The organism is Rhizobacter sp. P2_H3 (genome assembly GCF_056403355.1).
The window spans coordinates 1-15,795 of record NZ_JBFUFQ010000133.1; the positions used below are offsets into that span (position 1 = coordinate 1).

Here is a 15,795-nt window from a genome sequence, read left to right on the forward strand (position 1 = left end):
CGGCGGTTTCGTCAAGCTGACCGCGCCGGGGCCGGTGCGCAACTGGAACGAAGTGCGCCTGCAGGCCGCGCGGCGCATGGTCGCGTCGAACCCGAACGGCACCTACATGAGCCGGCCGCCCGACATCCTGCTCGCCATTCCCGTGCTCGAGGTCGAACTGAACTCCGACGGCAGCGTGCGCCGCATCGACGTGCTGCGCTATCCGGGCCAGGCGCCCGAGACCACGCAGATCGCAATCGACGCGGTCAAGCGCGCCGCGCCCTTCGGCGACGTATCGAAACTGCCCAAGCCGTGGAAGTTCGTCGAGACCTTCCTGTTCGACGACGACAAGCGCTTCAAGCCGCGCACGCTGGATCCCTGAAGAACTTGGGCACAATGCCGCCCATGTTCTTCAATCTGCCGACGCTGCTGACCTGGGCGCGCATCGTTTCGATTCCGCTGGTCGTCGGGGTGTTCTACCTCGACGTCAAGGAGCCGCACCAGAACCTCATCGCGACGGTGCTGTTCATCGTCGTCGCGCTGACCGACTGGGCTGACGGCTACCTGGCCCGCCGGCTCAACATGACCTCGTCGTTCGGCGCCTTCCTCGATCCGGTCGCCGACAAGTTCCTCGTCTGCGCCGCGCTGCTGGTGCTGGTGCACCTGGGCCGGCTGCATGCGCTGGTGGCCCTCGTGATCATCGGCCGCGAGATCGCGATCTCCGCGCTGCGCGAGTGGATGGCGCAGATCGGCGCGTCGCGCAGCGTCGCGGTGCACATGCTCGGCAAGGTCAAGACCACGGTGCAGATGATCGCGATCCCGTTCCTGCTCTACCACGGCACGCTGTTCGGCCTGGTCGACACGCAGCTGTGGGGCACCTGGCTGATCTACGCATCGGCGGTGCTGACGATCTGGTCGATGGTGTACTACCTGCAGAAGGCGCTGCCGGAGATCCGAGCCAAGGTTCGATGAGCGCCGCCGGCGGCGCCACCAGCGCGCGCGACCGCCTGGTGCAGGCGATGCCGCCGGTGTTCGTGCTGATCTGGAGCACCGGCTTCATCGTCGCGCGCTACGGCATGCCGTACGCGCCGCCGATCTCGTTCCTGTCGCTGCGCTATGCCCTGTCGGTGCTCAGCTTCGGCGTGTGGATCGCGCTGTCGCGCGCCGCCTGGCCGCGCGGCCGCGCGCAATGGCTGCACCTCGCGGCCTCGGGCGTGCTGATGCATGCCGGCTACCTGGGCGGCGTCTGGGCCGCGGTGAAGTCCGGCATGGGGGCCGGCACGATCGCGCTGCTGGTCGGCCTGCAGCCGGTGCTGACGGCGGTGTGGGTGAGCGCCATGTCGACGTCGTCCGATGGTGAATCGCGCGTTTCCAGCCGCCAATGGCTCGGGCTGGCGCTCGGCCTGTCGGGCCTGCTGCTCGTCGTCTGGCGCAAGCTGGGGGCCGGCGAGCTGACCGCCTGGAACCTGTCGCTCGCCGCCTTCTCGCTGCTGTGCATCACGGCCGGCACCCTCTACCAGAAGCACTTCGTCGCGCCGTGCGACGTGCGCACCGCCAACACCGTGCAGCTGCTGGCCGCGCTGGCGGTCAGCCTGCCGATCGCGCTGCTGGAGCAGGAGCCGATCGTCTTCCACCCGCACCTGATCGGCGCGATGGCCTGGTCGGTGATCGGCCTGACGCTGGGCGGCAGCTCGCTGCTGTACCTGCTGATCCAGCGCGGCGCGGCCACGCGCGTGACGAGCCTGCTCTACCTGGTGCCACCGACCACCGCGCTGATGGCCTGGGCGCTGTTCGGCGAGTCGATCACGCCGGCGATGGTGCTCGGCATGGCGCTCACCGCCGTCGGCGTGGCGCTGGTGGTGCGCTCGCCTGCGCCGCCGGAGGCGCCAGCCACGGCGGCGTCGCCAAGGCCTGAATGAGCTGCTGCTGAAGCAGCCGCACGCGGCGCGGCACGCTGCTGTTCGGCGCACGCGGCGGCAGCACCCAGTGCACATCGGCATCGAGCATCGCCCAGCGCGGCAGCACCTGCTGCAGCCGGCCGCTGCGCAGGTGCTCGTGCACGTCCCACAGCGAGCGCAGCATCAGCCCGTGGCCGGCCAGCGCCCAGTCGCGCACCACCTCGCCGCTGTTGCTCGCGAGCGGGCCGTGCACCCGCACCGTCACGGCGGCGCCGCGCGGCGACAGCTCCTGCAGGCGCCAGGCGGCGGGTTGGTCGTCGTTCTCGCTGACGATCAGGCAGGCATGCTGCGCGAGATCGTCGAGCGTCTGCGGCACACCCGCGCGCTCGAGATAGGCAGGCGCGCCGACGATGATGCGCCGGTTCGACGCGAGCCGGCGCGTGACGACGTTCGGATCGCGCGGCGCCCACAGCCACACCGCGGCGTCGAAGCCGGCGGCGCGCAGGTCGGGCAGCTGCTCGCGCAGGTGCAGCTGCACCTGCACCTGCGGGTAGGCGGCATGGAACTGCGCCAGCAGCGGCCCGAGCCAGGCGTGGCCGAAGCCGAACGAGCTGCACAGGCGGATCAGGCCGCGCGGCTCGTCGTGGCGCTCGGTCAGCTGGGCTTGCAGTTGCTCGAAGCCCTGCAGCAGCGGCCGCGCCTGCGCGAGGAAGGCTTCGCCGTGCGGCGTGAGCTGCAAGCGCCGCGTGCTGCGGTGGAACAGCCGCAGCCCGAGCCGCGACTCCAGCGCCGCCAGCCGCTTCGACACGGCCGGCGGCGCCAGGTCGAGCTGGCGCGCCGCGGCGGCCAGGCTGCCCAGCTCGGCCGCACAGCTCACCAGCGCGAGGTCGGAGCGCTCGATCATTGATGCCTCCAGGGAACGAATGGGTTTCCGGATTATTGCTTGCCGACCGTGTGCGAGCGCACCAGAATGCGCCGCATGTTCGAAGGATTCGAGAGCCGGCGTTTCGCCGTCGAAGGGGCCGAGATCCATACGCGGGTGGGCGGGCAGGGCGCGCCGCTGCTGCTGCTGCACGGCCATCCGCAGACGCATGCGATGTGGCACCGCGTGGTGCCGCAGCTCGCGCAGCGCTTCCGGGTGGTGGCGATGGACCTGCGCGGCTATGGCGACTCGTCGCGGCCCGCACCCGATGACGCCCATGCGATGCACGCCAAGCGGGCGATGGCGCGCGATGCGGCCGGCGTGATGGCGCAGCTCGGCCACGCGCGCTTTGCGGTCTGCGCGCACGACCGCGGTGCGCGGGTGGCGCACCGGCTGGCGCTGGATCACCCTGATGTGGTGTCGCGGCTGCTGCTGCTCGACATCGCACCGACGCTCGCGATGTACGAAGGCACGACCGACGCGTTCGCGCGCGCCTACTGGCACTGGTTCACGCTGATCCAGCCGGCGCCGTTGCCGGAGCGGATGATCGGCCACGACCCGGTGTTCTACCTGCGCAGCGTGATGGGGCGGCGCCATGCGGGGCTCGCGGCCTTCGATCCGGCCGCTCTCGCGGAATACGAGCGCTGCATCGCGCTGCCGGGCAGCGTGGCGTCGATCTGCGAGGACTACCGCGCCTCGGCCACCATCGACCTCGACCATGACCGCGCCGACCGCGCGGCCGGCCGGCGCGTCGAGGTGCCGCTGCGCGTGCTGTGGGCCGAGCACGGCGCCGTCGGGCGCTGCTTCGACGTGCTCGCGCTGTGGCGCGCTGCGGCACGTGAGGTGAGCGGCCGGGCGGTGCCCTGCGGCCACTACATCGCCGAAGAATTGCCCGAGCTGCTGCTCGCCGAGATCAACGACTTCCTGAAGGACTGAATGATGAACGCGCCCAAGAAGACCCACCGCATCGCCGTCATCGCCGGCGACGGCATCGGCAAGGAAACCGTGCCCGAGGGCCTGCGCGTGCTCGAGGCGGTGGCCGGCCGCTTCGGCATCGGGCTGCAGTTCGACCACTTCGACTTCGCGAGCTGGGACTGGTACGAGCGCCACGGCCAGATGCTGCCGGACGACTGGAAGCAGCAGATCGGCGGGCATGACGCGATCTTCTTCGGCGCGGTCGGCTGGCCCGAGAAGATCCCCGACCACGTGTCGCTGTGGGGTTCGCTGCTGAAGTTCCGCCGCGAGTTCGACCAGTTCGTGAACCTGCGCCCGGCGCGCCTGATGCCCGGCATCCGCTCGCCGCTGGTGGGCCGTGACGGCAAGCCGCGCGCGCCCGGCGCGATCGACATGATGATCGTGCGCGAGAACACCGAGGGCGAGTACTCCAGCATCGGCGGGCGCATGTACGAGGGCAGCGAGCGCGAGATCGTGATCCAGGAGACGGTGATGTCGCGTGTCGGCGTCGACCGGGTGCTGAAGTTCGCGTTCGAGCTGGCGCAGTCGCGCCCGCGCCGCAAGCTGACCTCGGCCACCAAGTCGAACGGCATCTCGATCACGATGCCCTACTGGGACGAGCGCGTCGAGGCGATGGCCCGCGGCTATCCGGATGTCAGCGTCGATCGCTTCCACATCGACATCCTGACCGCGCACTTCGTGCAGCGCCCCGAGGTGTTCGACGTGGTGGTCGCGAGCAACCTGTTCGGCGACATCCTGTCGGACCTCGGGCCGGCCTGCACCGGCACGATCGGCATCGCGCCGTCGGCCAACCTGAACCCTGCCGGCACCCACCCGTCGCTGTTCGAACCGGTGCACGGCTCGGCGCCCGACATCGCCGGGCGCGGCATCGCGAACCCGATCGGGCAGATCTGGTCGGGCGCGATGATGCTCGACCACCTGGGCCACCGCGATGCGCACGATGCGGTGCTGCGCGCGATCGAGACGGTGCTCGAGCCCTCGTCCGGTGCGCCGCGCACCCCCGACCTGGGTGGTACGGCGCACACCGCCGACCTCGGCCGCGCGATCGCCGAGTGCATGTGACCCCACATGACACGCGGGGTGGCCGACCCCGCTGCAACCCGCGCCGAATATGACGCGGACAGCCTATTGTCAAGCGAGGAAGCACGCGCGCGGATGCCGCCTTCGGATGCAGCTGATTACGCATAGAATCCGCTTCCGCGCTTGACAGTGGGGGTGCCTGCGGCTGTAATCGTTCGAGCCGTTACGTCCCGTCCCGCGCGGCCCGGATCCAGGCTCCACACCCATCCAGATTCTTTTCGAGACACCTTTTTTGAGGGGGTACCTTCGTGAACAAATCCGAACTGATTGAGCACATCGCCAAGCAGGCCGACATCTCCAAAGCAGCGGCGACGCGCGCGCTCGAAGCTCTGATCGGCGGCGTGAAATCCACGCTGAAGAAAAACAACAGCGTGTCGCTCGTTGGCTTCGGCACCTTCAGCGTCAGCAAGCGCGCCGCCCGTGCCGGCCGCAACCCGCGCACCGGCGCCACCATCAAGATCAAGGCCGCCAAGGTGCCGAAGTTCCGCCCGGGCAAGGCCCTGAAGGACGCGGTCAACTGAAGACCGCAGGCAACGGAAGGCATCCGGGTGCTTAGCTCAGTTGGTAGAGCGGCGCCCTTACAAGGCGTAGGTCGGGGGTTCGAGCCCCTCAGCACCCACCACCCGATGGCACCGCGGACGAGCTGGCAGAGCTAGTAGAATCCGCGCCGCCCACCCCCAGCAAAGGCGAACCCAGGTTCGCCTTTGTTGCATTTGAAGCAGCGCCGTCCGGCTGCACAGCGATCACCCTTCGAGGCCATCGATGTTTGAATTTGTTCGCACGCACAACCGCCTGTTCCAGTTCCTGTTGCTGGTGCTGATCGTTCCCGCCTTCGTGCTGACGGGTGCTTACCAAGGTTACCGCTCGATGGCGGGCAGCGGGGGTGTCGCCGTCGTCGACGGCCACAAGATCACGCAGGCCGAATGGGATGCGGCGCAGCGCGATCAGATCGACCGCTACCGGCGCCAGGCGCCGAACGTCGACATTCGCATGTTCGACACGCCGGCGGTGCGCCTGCAGACGCTCGACAACCTGGTGCGCGAGCGCGTGCTGCAGACCGCGGCGCTGAAGTCGAACTTCACCGCGACGGCCGACCGCGTGCTCAACGTCTACATGAACGACCCGCAGTTCGCGCAGTTCCGCGGTGCGGGCGGCGGCTTCGACAAGGAGGCGCTGACGGTCGCGTTGTCGGCCCAGGGCATGACGGTGGCGGGCTTCGAGCAGACGCTGCGCCAGCAGCTCGAGATGCGCCAGGTGATGTTCGGCATCGGCGGCACGGTGTTCGCGCCGGCCGCGGCGGCTTCGAGCGCGATCGATGCGATGTTCCAGCAGCGCGAGTTCCAGCAGCAGCGCTTCGACGCGAAGGACTACCTCGCGAAGGTGTCGCCGAGCGATGCCGACATCCAGGCGTACTACAAGGATCCGGCGCACGCGGCGCAGTTCATGTCGCCGGAGCAGGCGAACATCGAGTACGTGGTGCTCGACGTCGAGGCGATCAAGAAGACGCTGACGGTGCCTGAAGACAAGCTGCGCGAGTACTACAAGGCAAACGAGAAGCGCTATGCGGTGGCCGAAGAGCGCCGCGCGAGCCACATCCTGATCAAGGCCGACAAGTCGGCCCCGGCCGCGGAACGCGCGCAAGCCAAGGCGAAGGCCGAGGCCCTGTTGGCCGAGGTGAAGAAGAACCCGGCGAGCTTCGCCGACGTGGCGCGCAAGAATTCGCAGGACACCGGCTCGGCGCTGAACGGCGGCGACCTCGACTTCTTCGGTCGTGGCGCGATGGTGAAGCCGTTCGAAGACGCCGCGTTCGCGCTGAAGCCGGGCGGCATCAGCGATGTGGTCGAGAGCGATTTCGGCTACCACATCATCCAGGTGACGCAGGCCCGCGGCGGCGAGACGAAGAGCTTCGACCAGGTGCGCCCCGAGATCGAGGAAGAGGTCAAGAAGCAGCTCGCGCAGGCGAAGTATTCCGAGGCGGCGGTCGAGTTCACGAACACGGTCTACGAGCAGCCGGACAGCCTGAAGCCGGTGGCTGACAAGCTGAAGCTGCCGATCCAGACCGCGCAGGGCGTGACGCGCACGGCGGGCCCGGCGGCCAAGGGGCCGCTCGCGTCGCCGAAGTTCCTGGAGGCGCTGTTCGGCAACGACGCGCTGCGCAACAAGAAGAACACCGAGGCGGTGGATGCCGGTTCGAGCCAGCTGATCTCGGCACGCGTCGTGACCTACAGCCCGGCTGCGGTGAGGCCGCTGGCTGAAGTGACCGCGAGCGTGAAGGAGAAGCTGGTCGCGAAGCAGGCAGCGGCCCTCGCGCGCAAGGAAGGCGAGGCCCGCCTGGCCGAGCTTCGCAAGGCGCCCGAGACGGCGTTGACCGATGCGGCGCAGCTGGTGTCGCGCGCGCAACCGCGCGACCTGCCGAAGCCGGTGGTCGATGCGGTGCTGAAGGCGCCGACCGCGAAGCTGCCGGCCGTCGATGGCATCGACCTGGGCGACCAGGGCTACGTGATCGTGAAGGTCACGAAGGTGCTGGGCCGCGACCCGATCGCCGCCGACCCGGTGCGCTCGCAGGGGCAGTACGCGCAGGCATGGGCCGCCGCCGAGGCGCAGGCCTACTACACCGCGCTGAAGAGCCGCTACAAGGTCGACGTGCACCCGGGGACGGCTGCGGCTGAAGCGGCTGCGGCGAGCGGCACGAGCAACTGAGCGACCCACTGGTCGAAGTGGCCTCCAGGTGAGGCTATAATTCGCGATTCCGGTGGTGGCTGTAGCTCAGTTGGTAGAGTCCAGGATTGTGATTCCTGTTGTCGTGGGTTCGAGTCCCATCAGCCACCCCACCAGATCCCAGAGGAGCCGCAAGGCTCCTTTGTCGTTTCAGGGCCTGCCGGCGGCGGCGCCTGCGATGAACGTGTCCGAAAGCGGCCGGCGGCTTCGCCGGTGACGTGCATCATCCGCGGCTTCCCCACATCGAGTGGAGAAGCTCGAACCGGTACGGCGAGAAGCTCGTCTCGTGGTGCGGCGTGGACAAGATGACGCTCGAGAACGGGCGGATGCGCGAGGAGATCGTCTATGTGGATACCGCGCCGCTGCAGGCGCTGAGGATGGGCCTGGCGTTGCAGCCTCTGATCCACGTGCCGCGTTGAGCGCGCCGAATGCCGATCCTCATGACGGTTTCGCGCCGATGAGGGTCAACGCGTCAGCGACAGACCCACCGCCAGCAGGGTCGCCTGGACGGCCATGGCAATGTAGAGCGGGGTGCGGGAGGGCGTGGCAGCGTGCTGCAGCGTCTGGTCGATGCGCTGCCCGAGCAGTGCGCGCAACGCTGGATCAGGCGCTCCGGGTGCGACGGCAGCGCTCAGCAGCGCGGCTCTGCTGCCATTGCGCCGTCAGGTCGGCCAGCGGCAGGCGGTTCACCGCGAACAAAGAATGGATTCGCTGGCGCGGCTTCGGCATTTGTTGCTGCCCGGAATGTGATCGACTGCGGATTCGCCGCGGCGGGGCTCGGGCGAATGGTGCGGGCTCGACGGGACGCCTGAGGGGGCCCGCCGACCAACTCTCCGACCGCTACGCGCGCGGGCAAGAGTCGATCGGACTGGCGCTGATGCACGGAACGGCCGAACTACCTCTGTCTCCCGAACTGCTTCGCAGTGAATGCCCATGCCATGCGCGAGGCGTCAGGACCCTTCCTGTCGCTGAAGTGCTGGTTGGCCGCACCGCCGCTCCACGCATGCGCCAAGCATTCCACCTCGACGAGCGTGGCCACAGTAGCGCCCTGACGCTTGAAATCGATCACACGCATGGGGTGCCTCTTTCCGCGCTGAACATTCCTGCCGGAGCCCGGAACGGCGCCCGCGGCATTCGCCCAGACCTGCGCTGCAGCGCGTCCATTGCTGGGTGCCACCACGGCGTCCGAATCTCCATGGATTACCAGGAGCGGAGGCCACGCGAGACTTGTCGTGCCCGGGCTCGCAGGAAGCGGCTTCGTCGCTCGCCGACCATGCATGGCGCCTACCGCTGACAGCGGAGAAGAGGCTGTGCCGGGCGGAATTCCGGAGTGCATCGTCACGGCCTTGAATCGCTCCGGGTGGCGCGTGACAACCAGTGCGGCCATGCTCGCGCCCGCTGACAACCCCACGATCCCGATCCGCTCTCTGTCTGCGGAGTAGAGAGTGCACGCCAGGTCGAGCGCTCGCATGATCAAGGTCACCTCGCGGTGTGCGCGGCCCGACTTGGTATCGAACCAGTTCCAACAACCTTGTGGATTCGACAGACGATCCTGCTCCGGGTACAGCACGAGGAATCGTTCGCGCGCAGCCACCACATTCATCCGTGTGCTCGCGGCGAAGGTCTTCGCGTCCTGGTGGCAGCCGTGAAGCATCACCATCAGCGGCAAGCGTTCGCCAAACGTGACGCCCGGCGGACGAAAGAGCCTGAACTGCCGCACACCGGCCGGGCCCATGGCTATGCCGGCGAGCCAGTCGCCGGTGCCGGCTGGAGCCCGTCCCTTTGCCTGCACCGGCTTCAGCGCCTCCTTCATCGAGTGCGTGCCGGCGTGCATTGAGAGGCGCGTCAGCGTCGACAGATTGCGGGTCCAGAGCCCGGCCCATGAAGTTGATCGCTTCACGCTTGCTGCCCCATGTGCGCTACCGCCTTCTCTTTCGCTTCGATGCGGGAGCCTTCGCCATCGCGTCGGCCCAGATGGTGAACATGTCGCTGGCGGTCTTGTTGACGGCAGTGGTCGTTTGACGCTTCGCTTCGGCAGCGATGCGAGCGCGCTCGCTGTTGACCACCGAGTTGGCTCCGCTGAGCCACATGCTCATGAACGGGTTCTTCTTGAGCCAAGGATTGGACATCGATATTCCTTTCTGACAGCCGCACCGCGGCCGTTTCGGTTGTCTCATCTGTTCGGAGTTCGCGGGCCCGAGCGCTGCTGGATCGTCGGCAGGAGTCGCCAGCAATATTGGTTGAGGAGGTGTACGCAACCTGTCGGACTCGAGGCCTTTGTGACGTAGGCAGTCAGGCTGTGTGGTGGTCGTGCGACCGACGTAGGTTGTAGACGACTCGCCGATTTACCTATGATGGCGAACCACAGCAGCGCGCTGGCCGAGCAGGCCTTGAAGCTCTTCGGCGTCCTGTACGACGTCGAGCGGGAGATCAAGGACTTGCCAGCCGATGACCGGTTGCGGATCCGCCAGATCAAAACGCGCCCGGCGGCCGATCTACTGCACGCCTGGCTGACCGCCAACCGTCGGAAGGTGCCCGACGCAACGGCCACCGCCAAGGCGATGGACTACAGCGCTCAAGCGCTGGACAGCACTGACGCGCCTCATCGACGATGCCGACTTGAACACCGACAACAACCGCCTGGAGAACCTGATCCGACCGATTGACGGGTCAGGCGGTGTTCATAGACGGGAAAAGAACGCTGCTGCCACGAAAAGAAGCACTCCACCACCGGCAACCATTGCGACGACGGCCATTGCGCGGCGGACAAGACCGATTCGGCGCCAAACCAGTACGCCGGCGAGACCAAAGCAGCACACTCCAAGCGCCCAAGCAGGCACCACCACAAATGACGTGATCAGCAAGTGTGGATCGCGACCCAGCCGCCAAAGCACGAACAGCACGAGCGACCCCGCTGCCGCGATGAGCCCGCCGAGAATGGCCACGACAATGGCTGCCAAGCGGGGGACGTTGGTTGAGTCGTCGCCATTTCCAATAGTGGTTGGGCCTCGCCTCGACCGAGGGGTCAGGCCGCAGCTTGTGCGCGCGGCGTGTGCATCACGTGGTCTTTTCGCGGAGGCCAAGGTCTCCGGTACGGCGGAAGGCATGCGCCTCATTCGAGCGCACTGACCATGACGTAGTAGCCGTCAGGATCGCGCAGCGCGAACTCTTGAGTGCCGGTGGAGGGGTTCATCTTGGGCCCTTCCTCAAGTTGACCGACAAGGGCCCTGGCGCGTGACAGCGCCTCGCTGAAATCATCGACTCGAAAGAAAAGCAGCAGCCCATTGCCAGGCTCCGCTCGATCGGGGCTGGTCAAGGTTGGGTGATCGTGGGCTCCCCACTTGTGGAGACACAGCAACACCGTTCCGTCCGTGTCGAGGATTTGGCCGAAGTAGTCATGAGCCGGCGCCGATTGCGGTTGACCGAAGAGTGATTGATACCAGGCAAAGCTGTGAGCTACATCAGCAACGCCAATGATCGTCCAGGTGCGCTTCATCGGTTCCCCTTCTAGCCGGCTGGGGCCATTCGACCATGCGGCACGAGCGGCCGCAACCGCCGAAAGCTGTCATCGGCAGATCCGAGTGCCAATCCCGCCGGAACGGCGGATCCCCTCCGGCGTCGCGGCCCACGCGAGGGGCAGCCGGCCCGGAGAGGAATCGAGGGAAGAATCTGCACAATCGAGCCAAGCTCGAACCGGTACGGCGAGAAGCTCGCCGCTGATCCACGTGCCGCGCTGAGCGCGCAGCGTGCCGGCCCCGTCAATACGGGCGTCATGGCCGATGGACTTGCGAGCGCAGCATTCCCGGCGGCACGCCGAACAGGCGCTTGAAGGCGCGGCTGAACGAGGCTTCGGACTCGTAGCCCAGGCGCTGGGCGATGTCCGCGACAGTCGACCTGCCATGACGCAGCCATGCGCCGGCCACGTGCATGCGCCAGTGCGCGAGATAGCGTGCCGGTGACAGGCCCACTGCGGTGGTGAAGCGTTCCGTGAAGACCGAACGCGACAGGCCTGCGATCTTCGCCAACGCCACCACCGACCAGAAATGACCCGGCTGTCGATGGATCGCCGCCAGCGCCCGGCCGATCGGCGCGTCCCGCGCACCCGCCAGCCATCCCTTCAGCTCTCCGGCGTGAGTCTCGGCCCAGCCGCGCACCATGGCGGTCACCACCGCATCGGCGAGCCGCGCCATCATGGTCGCGGCGCCGACACGCTGTGCGGCCACCTCGGCCGCCATCAGGGACAACAGCGTGGGCAGCGCCTGGTCATTCGCGTCGGCACGCCGCAGCACCAGCACCTCGGGCATCAGTTGAGTGAGCGGATGCACGGCCGGCTCGTCGAATTCGAGCGCGCAGCAGACCATCAGCGAACGCGCACCGCCACCACCAGCGCGCATGTTGTGCGTGGTCGGGCCGATCGAATCCTGGTCGAACTCCTCGAGCGGCCGGGCGGGCGTGGTGGGCGCGTCGGCAATCGCGTGGCCCGTGCCTCGCGGCAGCAGTGCCACGTCGCCGGGACCGATCCGGAAGGGCTCCTGCGACGGCAGTCTCAGCCAGCACTCGCCATCGACCACGAAGTGGAAACACACGCCGTCCTGACGCGGGATCTGGACGCCCCACGGCGCCGTCATGTCAGTGCGGCAGTACGACGCGCGCACCAGCCGCAGATCCTGAAGAACGGGGCTCAGCAGATCGAGGTCGGGTCGGGAGGCGCTCATGGGTGGGGAGTTTGCGCCGGGTCACGGCCCGGTTCGCGTGTAGACCGCGCGCGTGGCGAGCGCCTCTGCTTTTCCTGGTGGCGTGAAGTAGAGCTCGATGACGTGGCGGTCCGGGCCTTCGATGCGTATCAGCGTGCGCATCGGGACCGTCTTGCCGACGAAGGCTTCGCCCGCGACGCCTTGGTCGACGAAGCTGCCGAACAGGTCAATGCGTGTCTGCGGCCCCGATCCGGTGCTGCTGGCGTAACGCATCATCCCGGCGTTCGTTTCGTCGATCGTGACCCACTCGTAGCGCGCGGCCATGTTGTCGTAGCCCAGCCAGCCGCGACGCCAGTAGTGCGACTTTGCCAGCGTGCCCTCGGTCGTGTCCTCGAGGTAGCGGCCGCCGGCCACCCATTGGCGACGTGTGACGATGTCGTCGGAGGTGATCGGCGGTGCATCGGCACTCCGGCCGAGGGTCGCGTAGATGCCCATCTGCACGCGCCAGCTGCCCGCCAGGGGCGCGAGCGTGGCGTGGCCCGGGCCCGGCAATCCGCGGCGCACCCATGCGGGCAAGTCGGTGGACGCCGCGACGGACGGCGTGGTGGCGTTCTCCTTGTCCTGGGCTTGCGTGGCTGCGAGCGCCAGGCCGAGCGCCGCGATACCGATGACCGTGGCGCGCATGCGCTTCCAGCAGATTTTCACAGGGTGCCTTTCGTGAACGCCAGCATCCAGTTTGCTCACCGACGCGTCGTCGGGCCATGGCCCTGCGACCGGTTTGCTTGGCCGTTCGTCCTGCGGCGACACACCTGACCGTTCAGCCTGCCGATTTCCCCAGCGCCGTGCTGACAGGCTTCGGGCGCTCGGAACGCAAGACCAGGGACGTGGTGACGGCCCCGTAGCGCGCGACAGAATCGACGATCCGCTCCAGTTGCGATGCCGAGGGGATGACGACCTTCAGGTGGAAGCAGTCCTCACCCGTCAGCCGGTACACCTCGATGACCTCGGGCATCAGCGCAAACTGCTTCAGGCACGACTTGATGTGTTCGTGGGTGGTCCGCACGCGGATGATCGCCATCAAGCCGAGTCCGAGCCGTTCAGGATTGACGGTCGCCCGGTAGCCCTCGATCACGCCTCGCTCCTCCAGGCGTTTGAGGCGTTCCGATGTCGCGGGCTGTGAAAGACCGATACGTCGACCGAGTTCGCTGACGGCGAGCCTTCCATCCTCCTCGAGAAGCGTCACGATCTTGATGTCGGTCGCATCCAGGCTCGCTGGTTGACGTTGGGCCATGGCACCTTGAATCCATCGGTTCGACGATCCATTTTCCGATGCTTTGCCATTCCAGGCCGATGCACCTCGCCGCAGACTGGGCGCATCGGAAACGGAGGCATCGATGGAGAATGTTGTGGTCCTGCCGGGCATCGGTGGGTCAGGCGAGGCGCATTGGCAGAGCTTGTGGGAGCGCGGACAGCCTCAGCTGCGCCGCTTCCAGCCTACGAGCTGGGATCAGCCCACGTTGGATGACTGGGTGTCCGCGCTCGACAGGGCGGTCGCCTCGTCGCCTGCGCCGCCGGTCCTGGTGGCGCACAGCCTGGCATGCCTGCTCGTCGCCCACTGGAGCGCGATCTCGCAGCGGGAGATTGCGGGAGCCTTCCTGGTGGCGGTACCCGACCCGCAGTCGTCCTCGTTCCCACCGGCGGCGGCAGGGTTCGGTGGCGTTCCGGAGGGTGCTTTGCGCTTCCCGAGCCTGATCGTCGCCAGCACGAGCGATCCCTTCAGCACCATCGACTACGCAAAGCATCGCGCACGCCAGTGGGGCAGCCGCCTGGTCGAAGTGGGGCCGCTGGGGCACATCAATGCATCGAGCGGCGTCGGGGCGTGGCCGAAGGGCTGGTCCTTGCTTCAGGAGTTCCTGGCGAAGGACGTGTCGATGGCAAGGAGTGGGAAGGGCTGAACGACAAAGGGCCCGCATCGCTGCGGGCCCCGTCAATACTGGCTCCTCGACCTGGGCTCGAACCAGGGACCTACGGATTAACAGTCCGGCGCTCTACCGACTGAGCTATCGAGGAACTGAGCCTCAGATTATAGACAGAAAAATCACCGGTTCCGGCAGCCGCTTCACAAATCGATCTGAACCGATGCACGGACCGTCCGCGGCGCGAGCGGGTAGAGGTACACGTGCCCGAACTGCAGCGGCGCTTCCTTCCAGGCGCGGCGGTCGCTCAGGTTGTCGATGCCCACCCGCCAGGTCAGCGTGCCGACGCCTGCCACCCGCTGCTCGTAGCGTGCTGCCGCATCGAAGCGCGTCCAGCCGGGGATGGACAGGCTGTTGTCCGGCAGCACCATCCGCTCGCCCTCGTGCACCGCGCCGGCCGAGAGGTTCAGGCCGGTGAGCAGCGGCACGCGCCAGCTCAGGTTCAGCTTCAGCGTGCGATCCGGCACGTTGACCGGGCGCCTGCCGTTCAGCGTCGCATCGCTCGCGACATCCTCGACCCGCGCGTGCAGCCACATCGCCGCGCCTTGCAGCGTCCAGTCGCCTGCCGTCCATGCGCCTTCGGCTTCCAGCCCGCGGTGGCGCTGCTCGCCGTCTTCCTGGTGCGTGCAGGTGCTGCCGTTCGTGTCGTCGGCGCAGTTGCTGCCGACATCCGCGAAGCGCGGGCGCACGATGTCGAACGCCGCCAGGCCCCAGCTCAGGTCCGTCGCGCTGCCCTTCAGGCCCAGCTCCACCTGGCGACTCTTCAACGGCGCGAGTGCCTGCCCGGCATTCGTGTAGCGCGCGCGGTTCGGCGCCACTTCCGATTCGATGCCCTGGCCCCAGCTCGCATACGCCAGCAGGCCCGGCTGCAGCGCGTGGCTCAGCGCGAGCCACGGTGTCGTGAAGCCATCGGTGTACGAGACCGGCTGGCTGCCGTCGGTCGCGATGCTCTCGCGCTTCAGCCGCGTGTGGCGCAGGCCCAGCCAGGCGCTCCAGGTCGGCGTCAGCGTGATCGCGTCGCGCAGGTACAGCTCGGTGTTGCGCTCGTCGCGGTTGGTGTTGGTGCCGGTCAGCGTGGGATCCGCAGGCGTCACCGCGGTGCCGTCGATGTTGCCGGTGCCGACGTAGTTGTACGCCTGGCACTGCAGGCGGCTCCTGAAGCGCGAGAACAGCACGCCGGTCTGCAGCTCGTGCAGCAGCCCGCCGGTCGACAGCGTGCCGCGAACGCCCAGGTCCAGCGCATCGGTGCGGCGGTGCTCGTCGTCGCTGCGGTAGTCGTAGAGGTCGTAGGTGCCGTCGCTGCAGTAGCGGTCGTAGTTGCCTTCGGCGCCGCAGCCGTACGGGAAGGCAAGGCGGTCGTCGCTGACCAGGCGCTGCGTCGCGAAGTGCGCCACGGCGCGCCAGTCGGCCGACAGGCGCTGCTGCCAGYGCAGCGACGCGGTGTCGCCGTCAAGCACCACCGGCTGCGACCAGGGCTGGTTGTTCAGGTTGGTCCGCGGGTCGTAGGCCGATKCATCGGGCACGCGGTTGCCCAGCAGGCTCATCGCCGGCAC

20 protein-coding genes and 3 tRNA genes are annotated in these 15,795 nt (G+C 67.7%); 13 read left to right on the forward strand and 10 right to left on the reverse strand.

Going from position 1 to position 15,795, the window contains the following annotated elements:
- The 3 genes from AC1D1T_RS21135 to AC1D1T_RS21145 form a co-directional block, all read left to right on the forward strand.
- Window positions 1-361: hypothetical protein (locus AC1D1T_RS21135; protein WP_477992433.1), on the forward strand; the 361-nt coding region annotated here is incomplete at its 5' end.
- Window positions 362-384: 23 nt separating this feature from the next.
- Entirely contained in the window at window positions 385-951 is a 567-nt protein-coding gene (pgsA, locus tag AC1D1T_RS21140) for a CDP-diacylglycerol--glycerol-3-phosphate 3-phosphatidyltransferase (protein ID WP_047510900.1), read from the forward strand.
- A complete protein-coding gene (locus AC1D1T_RS21145) occupies window positions 948-1,898 on the forward strand; it encodes a DMT family transporter (RefSeq protein WP_477827667.1) in 951 nt (316 codons plus the stop codon). Before pgsA ends, AC1D1T_RS21145 begins: the two co-directional genes overlap by 4 nt.
- Here the strand turns inward: AC1D1T_RS21145 and AC1D1T_RS21150 are convergent.
- The gene (locus AC1D1T_RS21150) at window positions 1,813-2,781 is read right to left on the reverse strand and encodes a LysR family transcriptional regulator (RefSeq protein ID WP_465114675.1); all 969 of its coding nucleotides are present in this window, start codon (window positions 2,779-2,781) and stop codon (window positions 1,813-1,815) included. The genes AC1D1T_RS21145 and AC1D1T_RS21150 overlap by 86 nt on opposite strands.
- A 75-nt stretch (window positions 2,782-2,856) precedes the next feature.
- Here AC1D1T_RS21150 and AC1D1T_RS21155 point away from each other — a divergent pair, with 75 nt between their 5' ends.
- From AC1D1T_RS21155 to AC1D1T_RS21185, 7 genes are all read left to right on the forward strand, one after another.
- Window positions 2,857-3,735, forward strand: coding sequence for an alpha/beta fold hydrolase (locus AC1D1T_RS21155; protein WP_477992434.1), 879 nt, complete (start codon window positions 2,857-2,859; stop codon window positions 3,733-3,735).
- A gap of 3 nt (window positions 3,736-3,738) precedes the next feature.
- Entirely contained in the window at window positions 3,739-4,836 is a 1,098-nt protein-coding gene (locus AC1D1T_RS21160) for a tartrate dehydrogenase (protein WP_465114673.1), read from the forward strand.
- A 266-nt stretch (window positions 4,837-5,102) separates the two neighbouring features.
- Window positions 5,103-5,375 (forward strand): HU family DNA-binding protein, encoded by a 273-nt coding sequence (locus AC1D1T_RS21165; protein ID WP_047485758.1) that lies wholly within the window; start codon window positions 5,103-5,105, stop codon window positions 5,373-5,375.
- A 25-nt stretch (window positions 5,376-5,400) separates the two neighbouring features.
- Window positions 5,401-5,476, forward strand: a tRNA-Val gene (locus AC1D1T_RS21170).
- 140 nt (window positions 5,477-5,616) lie between these two features.
- Window positions 5,617-7,554: a peptidylprolyl isomerase gene (locus tag AC1D1T_RS21175; RefSeq protein WP_477992435.1), complete on the forward strand. Its 1,938-nt coding sequence runs from the start codon at window positions 5,617-5,619 to the stop codon at window positions 7,552-7,554.
- A gap of 55 nt (window positions 7,555-7,609) precedes the next feature.
- Window positions 7,610-7,685: transfer RNA gene (locus tag AC1D1T_RS21180), tRNA-His, on the forward strand.
- 183 nt (window positions 7,686-7,868) lie between these two features.
- Window positions 7,869-7,991, forward strand: a complete 123-nt coding sequence (locus tag AC1D1T_RS21185) for a hypothetical protein (protein ID WP_477826992.1) — start codon at window positions 7,869-7,871, stop codon at window positions 7,989-7,991.
- Between the two features lie 45 nt (window positions 7,992-8,036).
- Here AC1D1T_RS21185 and AC1D1T_RS21190 read toward each other — a convergent pair whose 3' ends face one another.
- The 3 genes from AC1D1T_RS21190 to AC1D1T_RS21200 form a co-directional block, all read right to left on the reverse strand.
- Window positions 8,037-8,168, reverse strand: a complete 132-nt coding sequence (locus AC1D1T_RS21190) for a hypothetical protein (protein ID WP_477826991.1) — start codon at window positions 8,166-8,168, stop codon at window positions 8,037-8,039.
- Window positions 8,169-8,467: 299 nt separating this feature from the next.
- Window positions 8,468-9,472, reverse strand: coding sequence for an extracellular catalytic domain type 1 short-chain-length polyhydroxyalkanoate depolymerase (locus AC1D1T_RS21195; protein ID WP_477826990.1), 1,005 nt, complete (start codon window positions 9,470-9,472; stop codon window positions 8,468-8,470).
- A gap of 19 nt (window positions 9,473-9,491) precedes the next feature.
- Window positions 9,492-9,668 carry a hypothetical protein gene (locus tag AC1D1T_RS21200; RefSeq protein WP_477826989.1) on the reverse strand — a complete coding sequence of 59 codons (177 nt, stop codon included), beginning with the start codon at window positions 9,666-9,668 and terminating at the stop codon, window positions 9,492-9,494.
- 258 nt (window positions 9,669-9,926) lie between these two features.
- Between AC1D1T_RS21200 and AC1D1T_RS21205 the strand changes: the two genes are divergently transcribed.
- Both AC1D1T_RS21205 and AC1D1T_RS21210 read left to right on the forward strand, forming a co-directional pair.
- Entirely contained in the window at window positions 9,927-10,238 is a 312-nt protein-coding gene (locus AC1D1T_RS21205) for an IS66 family transposase (protein ID WP_477992436.1), read from the forward strand.
- Window positions 10,177-10,701, forward strand: a complete 525-nt coding sequence (locus AC1D1T_RS21210; RefSeq protein ID WP_477840541.1) for a hypothetical protein — start codon at window positions 10,177-10,179, stop codon at window positions 10,699-10,701. Before AC1D1T_RS21205 ends, AC1D1T_RS21210 begins: the two co-directional genes overlap by 62 nt.
- Here the strand turns inward: AC1D1T_RS21210 and AC1D1T_RS21215 are convergent.
- The 4 genes from AC1D1T_RS21215 to AC1D1T_RS21230 form a co-directional block, all read right to left on the reverse strand.
- On the reverse strand, window positions 10,685-11,068 hold the full coding sequence (locus tag AC1D1T_RS21215) for a VOC family protein (protein WP_465114666.1): 384 nt from the start codon (window positions 11,066-11,068) through the stop codon (window positions 10,685-10,687). The two genes, AC1D1T_RS21210 and AC1D1T_RS21215, sit on opposite strands and share 17 nt — an antisense overlap.
- Window positions 11,069-11,342: 274 nt before the next feature.
- Complete coding sequence (locus tag AC1D1T_RS21220) at window positions 11,343-12,287, reverse strand: AraC family transcriptional regulator (RefSeq protein ID WP_477826986.1); 945 nt, start codon at window positions 12,285-12,287, stop codon at window positions 11,343-11,345.
- A gap of 21 nt (window positions 12,288-12,308) precedes the next feature.
- The gene (locus AC1D1T_RS21225; protein WP_477844533.1) at window positions 12,309-13,010 is read right to left on the reverse strand and encodes a DUF1579 family protein; all 702 of its coding nucleotides are present in this window, start codon (window positions 13,008-13,010) and stop codon (window positions 12,309-12,311) included.
- A gap of 73 nt (window positions 13,011-13,083) precedes the next feature.
- The gene (locus AC1D1T_RS21230) at window positions 13,084-13,557 is read right to left on the reverse strand and encodes an Lrp/AsnC family transcriptional regulator (protein ID WP_477844535.1); all 474 of its coding nucleotides are present in this window, start codon (window positions 13,555-13,557) and stop codon (window positions 13,084-13,086) included.
- A gap of 103 nt (window positions 13,558-13,660) precedes the next feature.
- Here AC1D1T_RS21230 and AC1D1T_RS21235 point away from each other — a divergent pair, with 103 nt between their 5' ends.
- On the forward strand, window positions 13,661-14,221 hold the full coding sequence (locus tag AC1D1T_RS21235; RefSeq protein WP_477825680.1) for an RBBP9/YdeN family alpha/beta hydrolase: 561 nt from the start codon (window positions 13,661-13,663) through the stop codon (window positions 14,219-14,221).
- A gap of 39 nt (window positions 14,222-14,260) precedes the next feature.
- Here AC1D1T_RS21235 and AC1D1T_RS21240 read toward each other — a convergent pair.
- A tRNA-Asn gene (locus AC1D1T_RS21240) sits at window positions 14,261-14,336 on the reverse strand.
- Window positions 14,337-14,385: 49 nt separating this feature from the next.
- Window positions 14,386-15,795 (reverse strand): TonB-dependent siderophore receptor (locus AC1D1T_RS21245; RefSeq protein ID WP_477992437.1); only part of this gene is annotated, 1,410 nt, incomplete at its 5' end.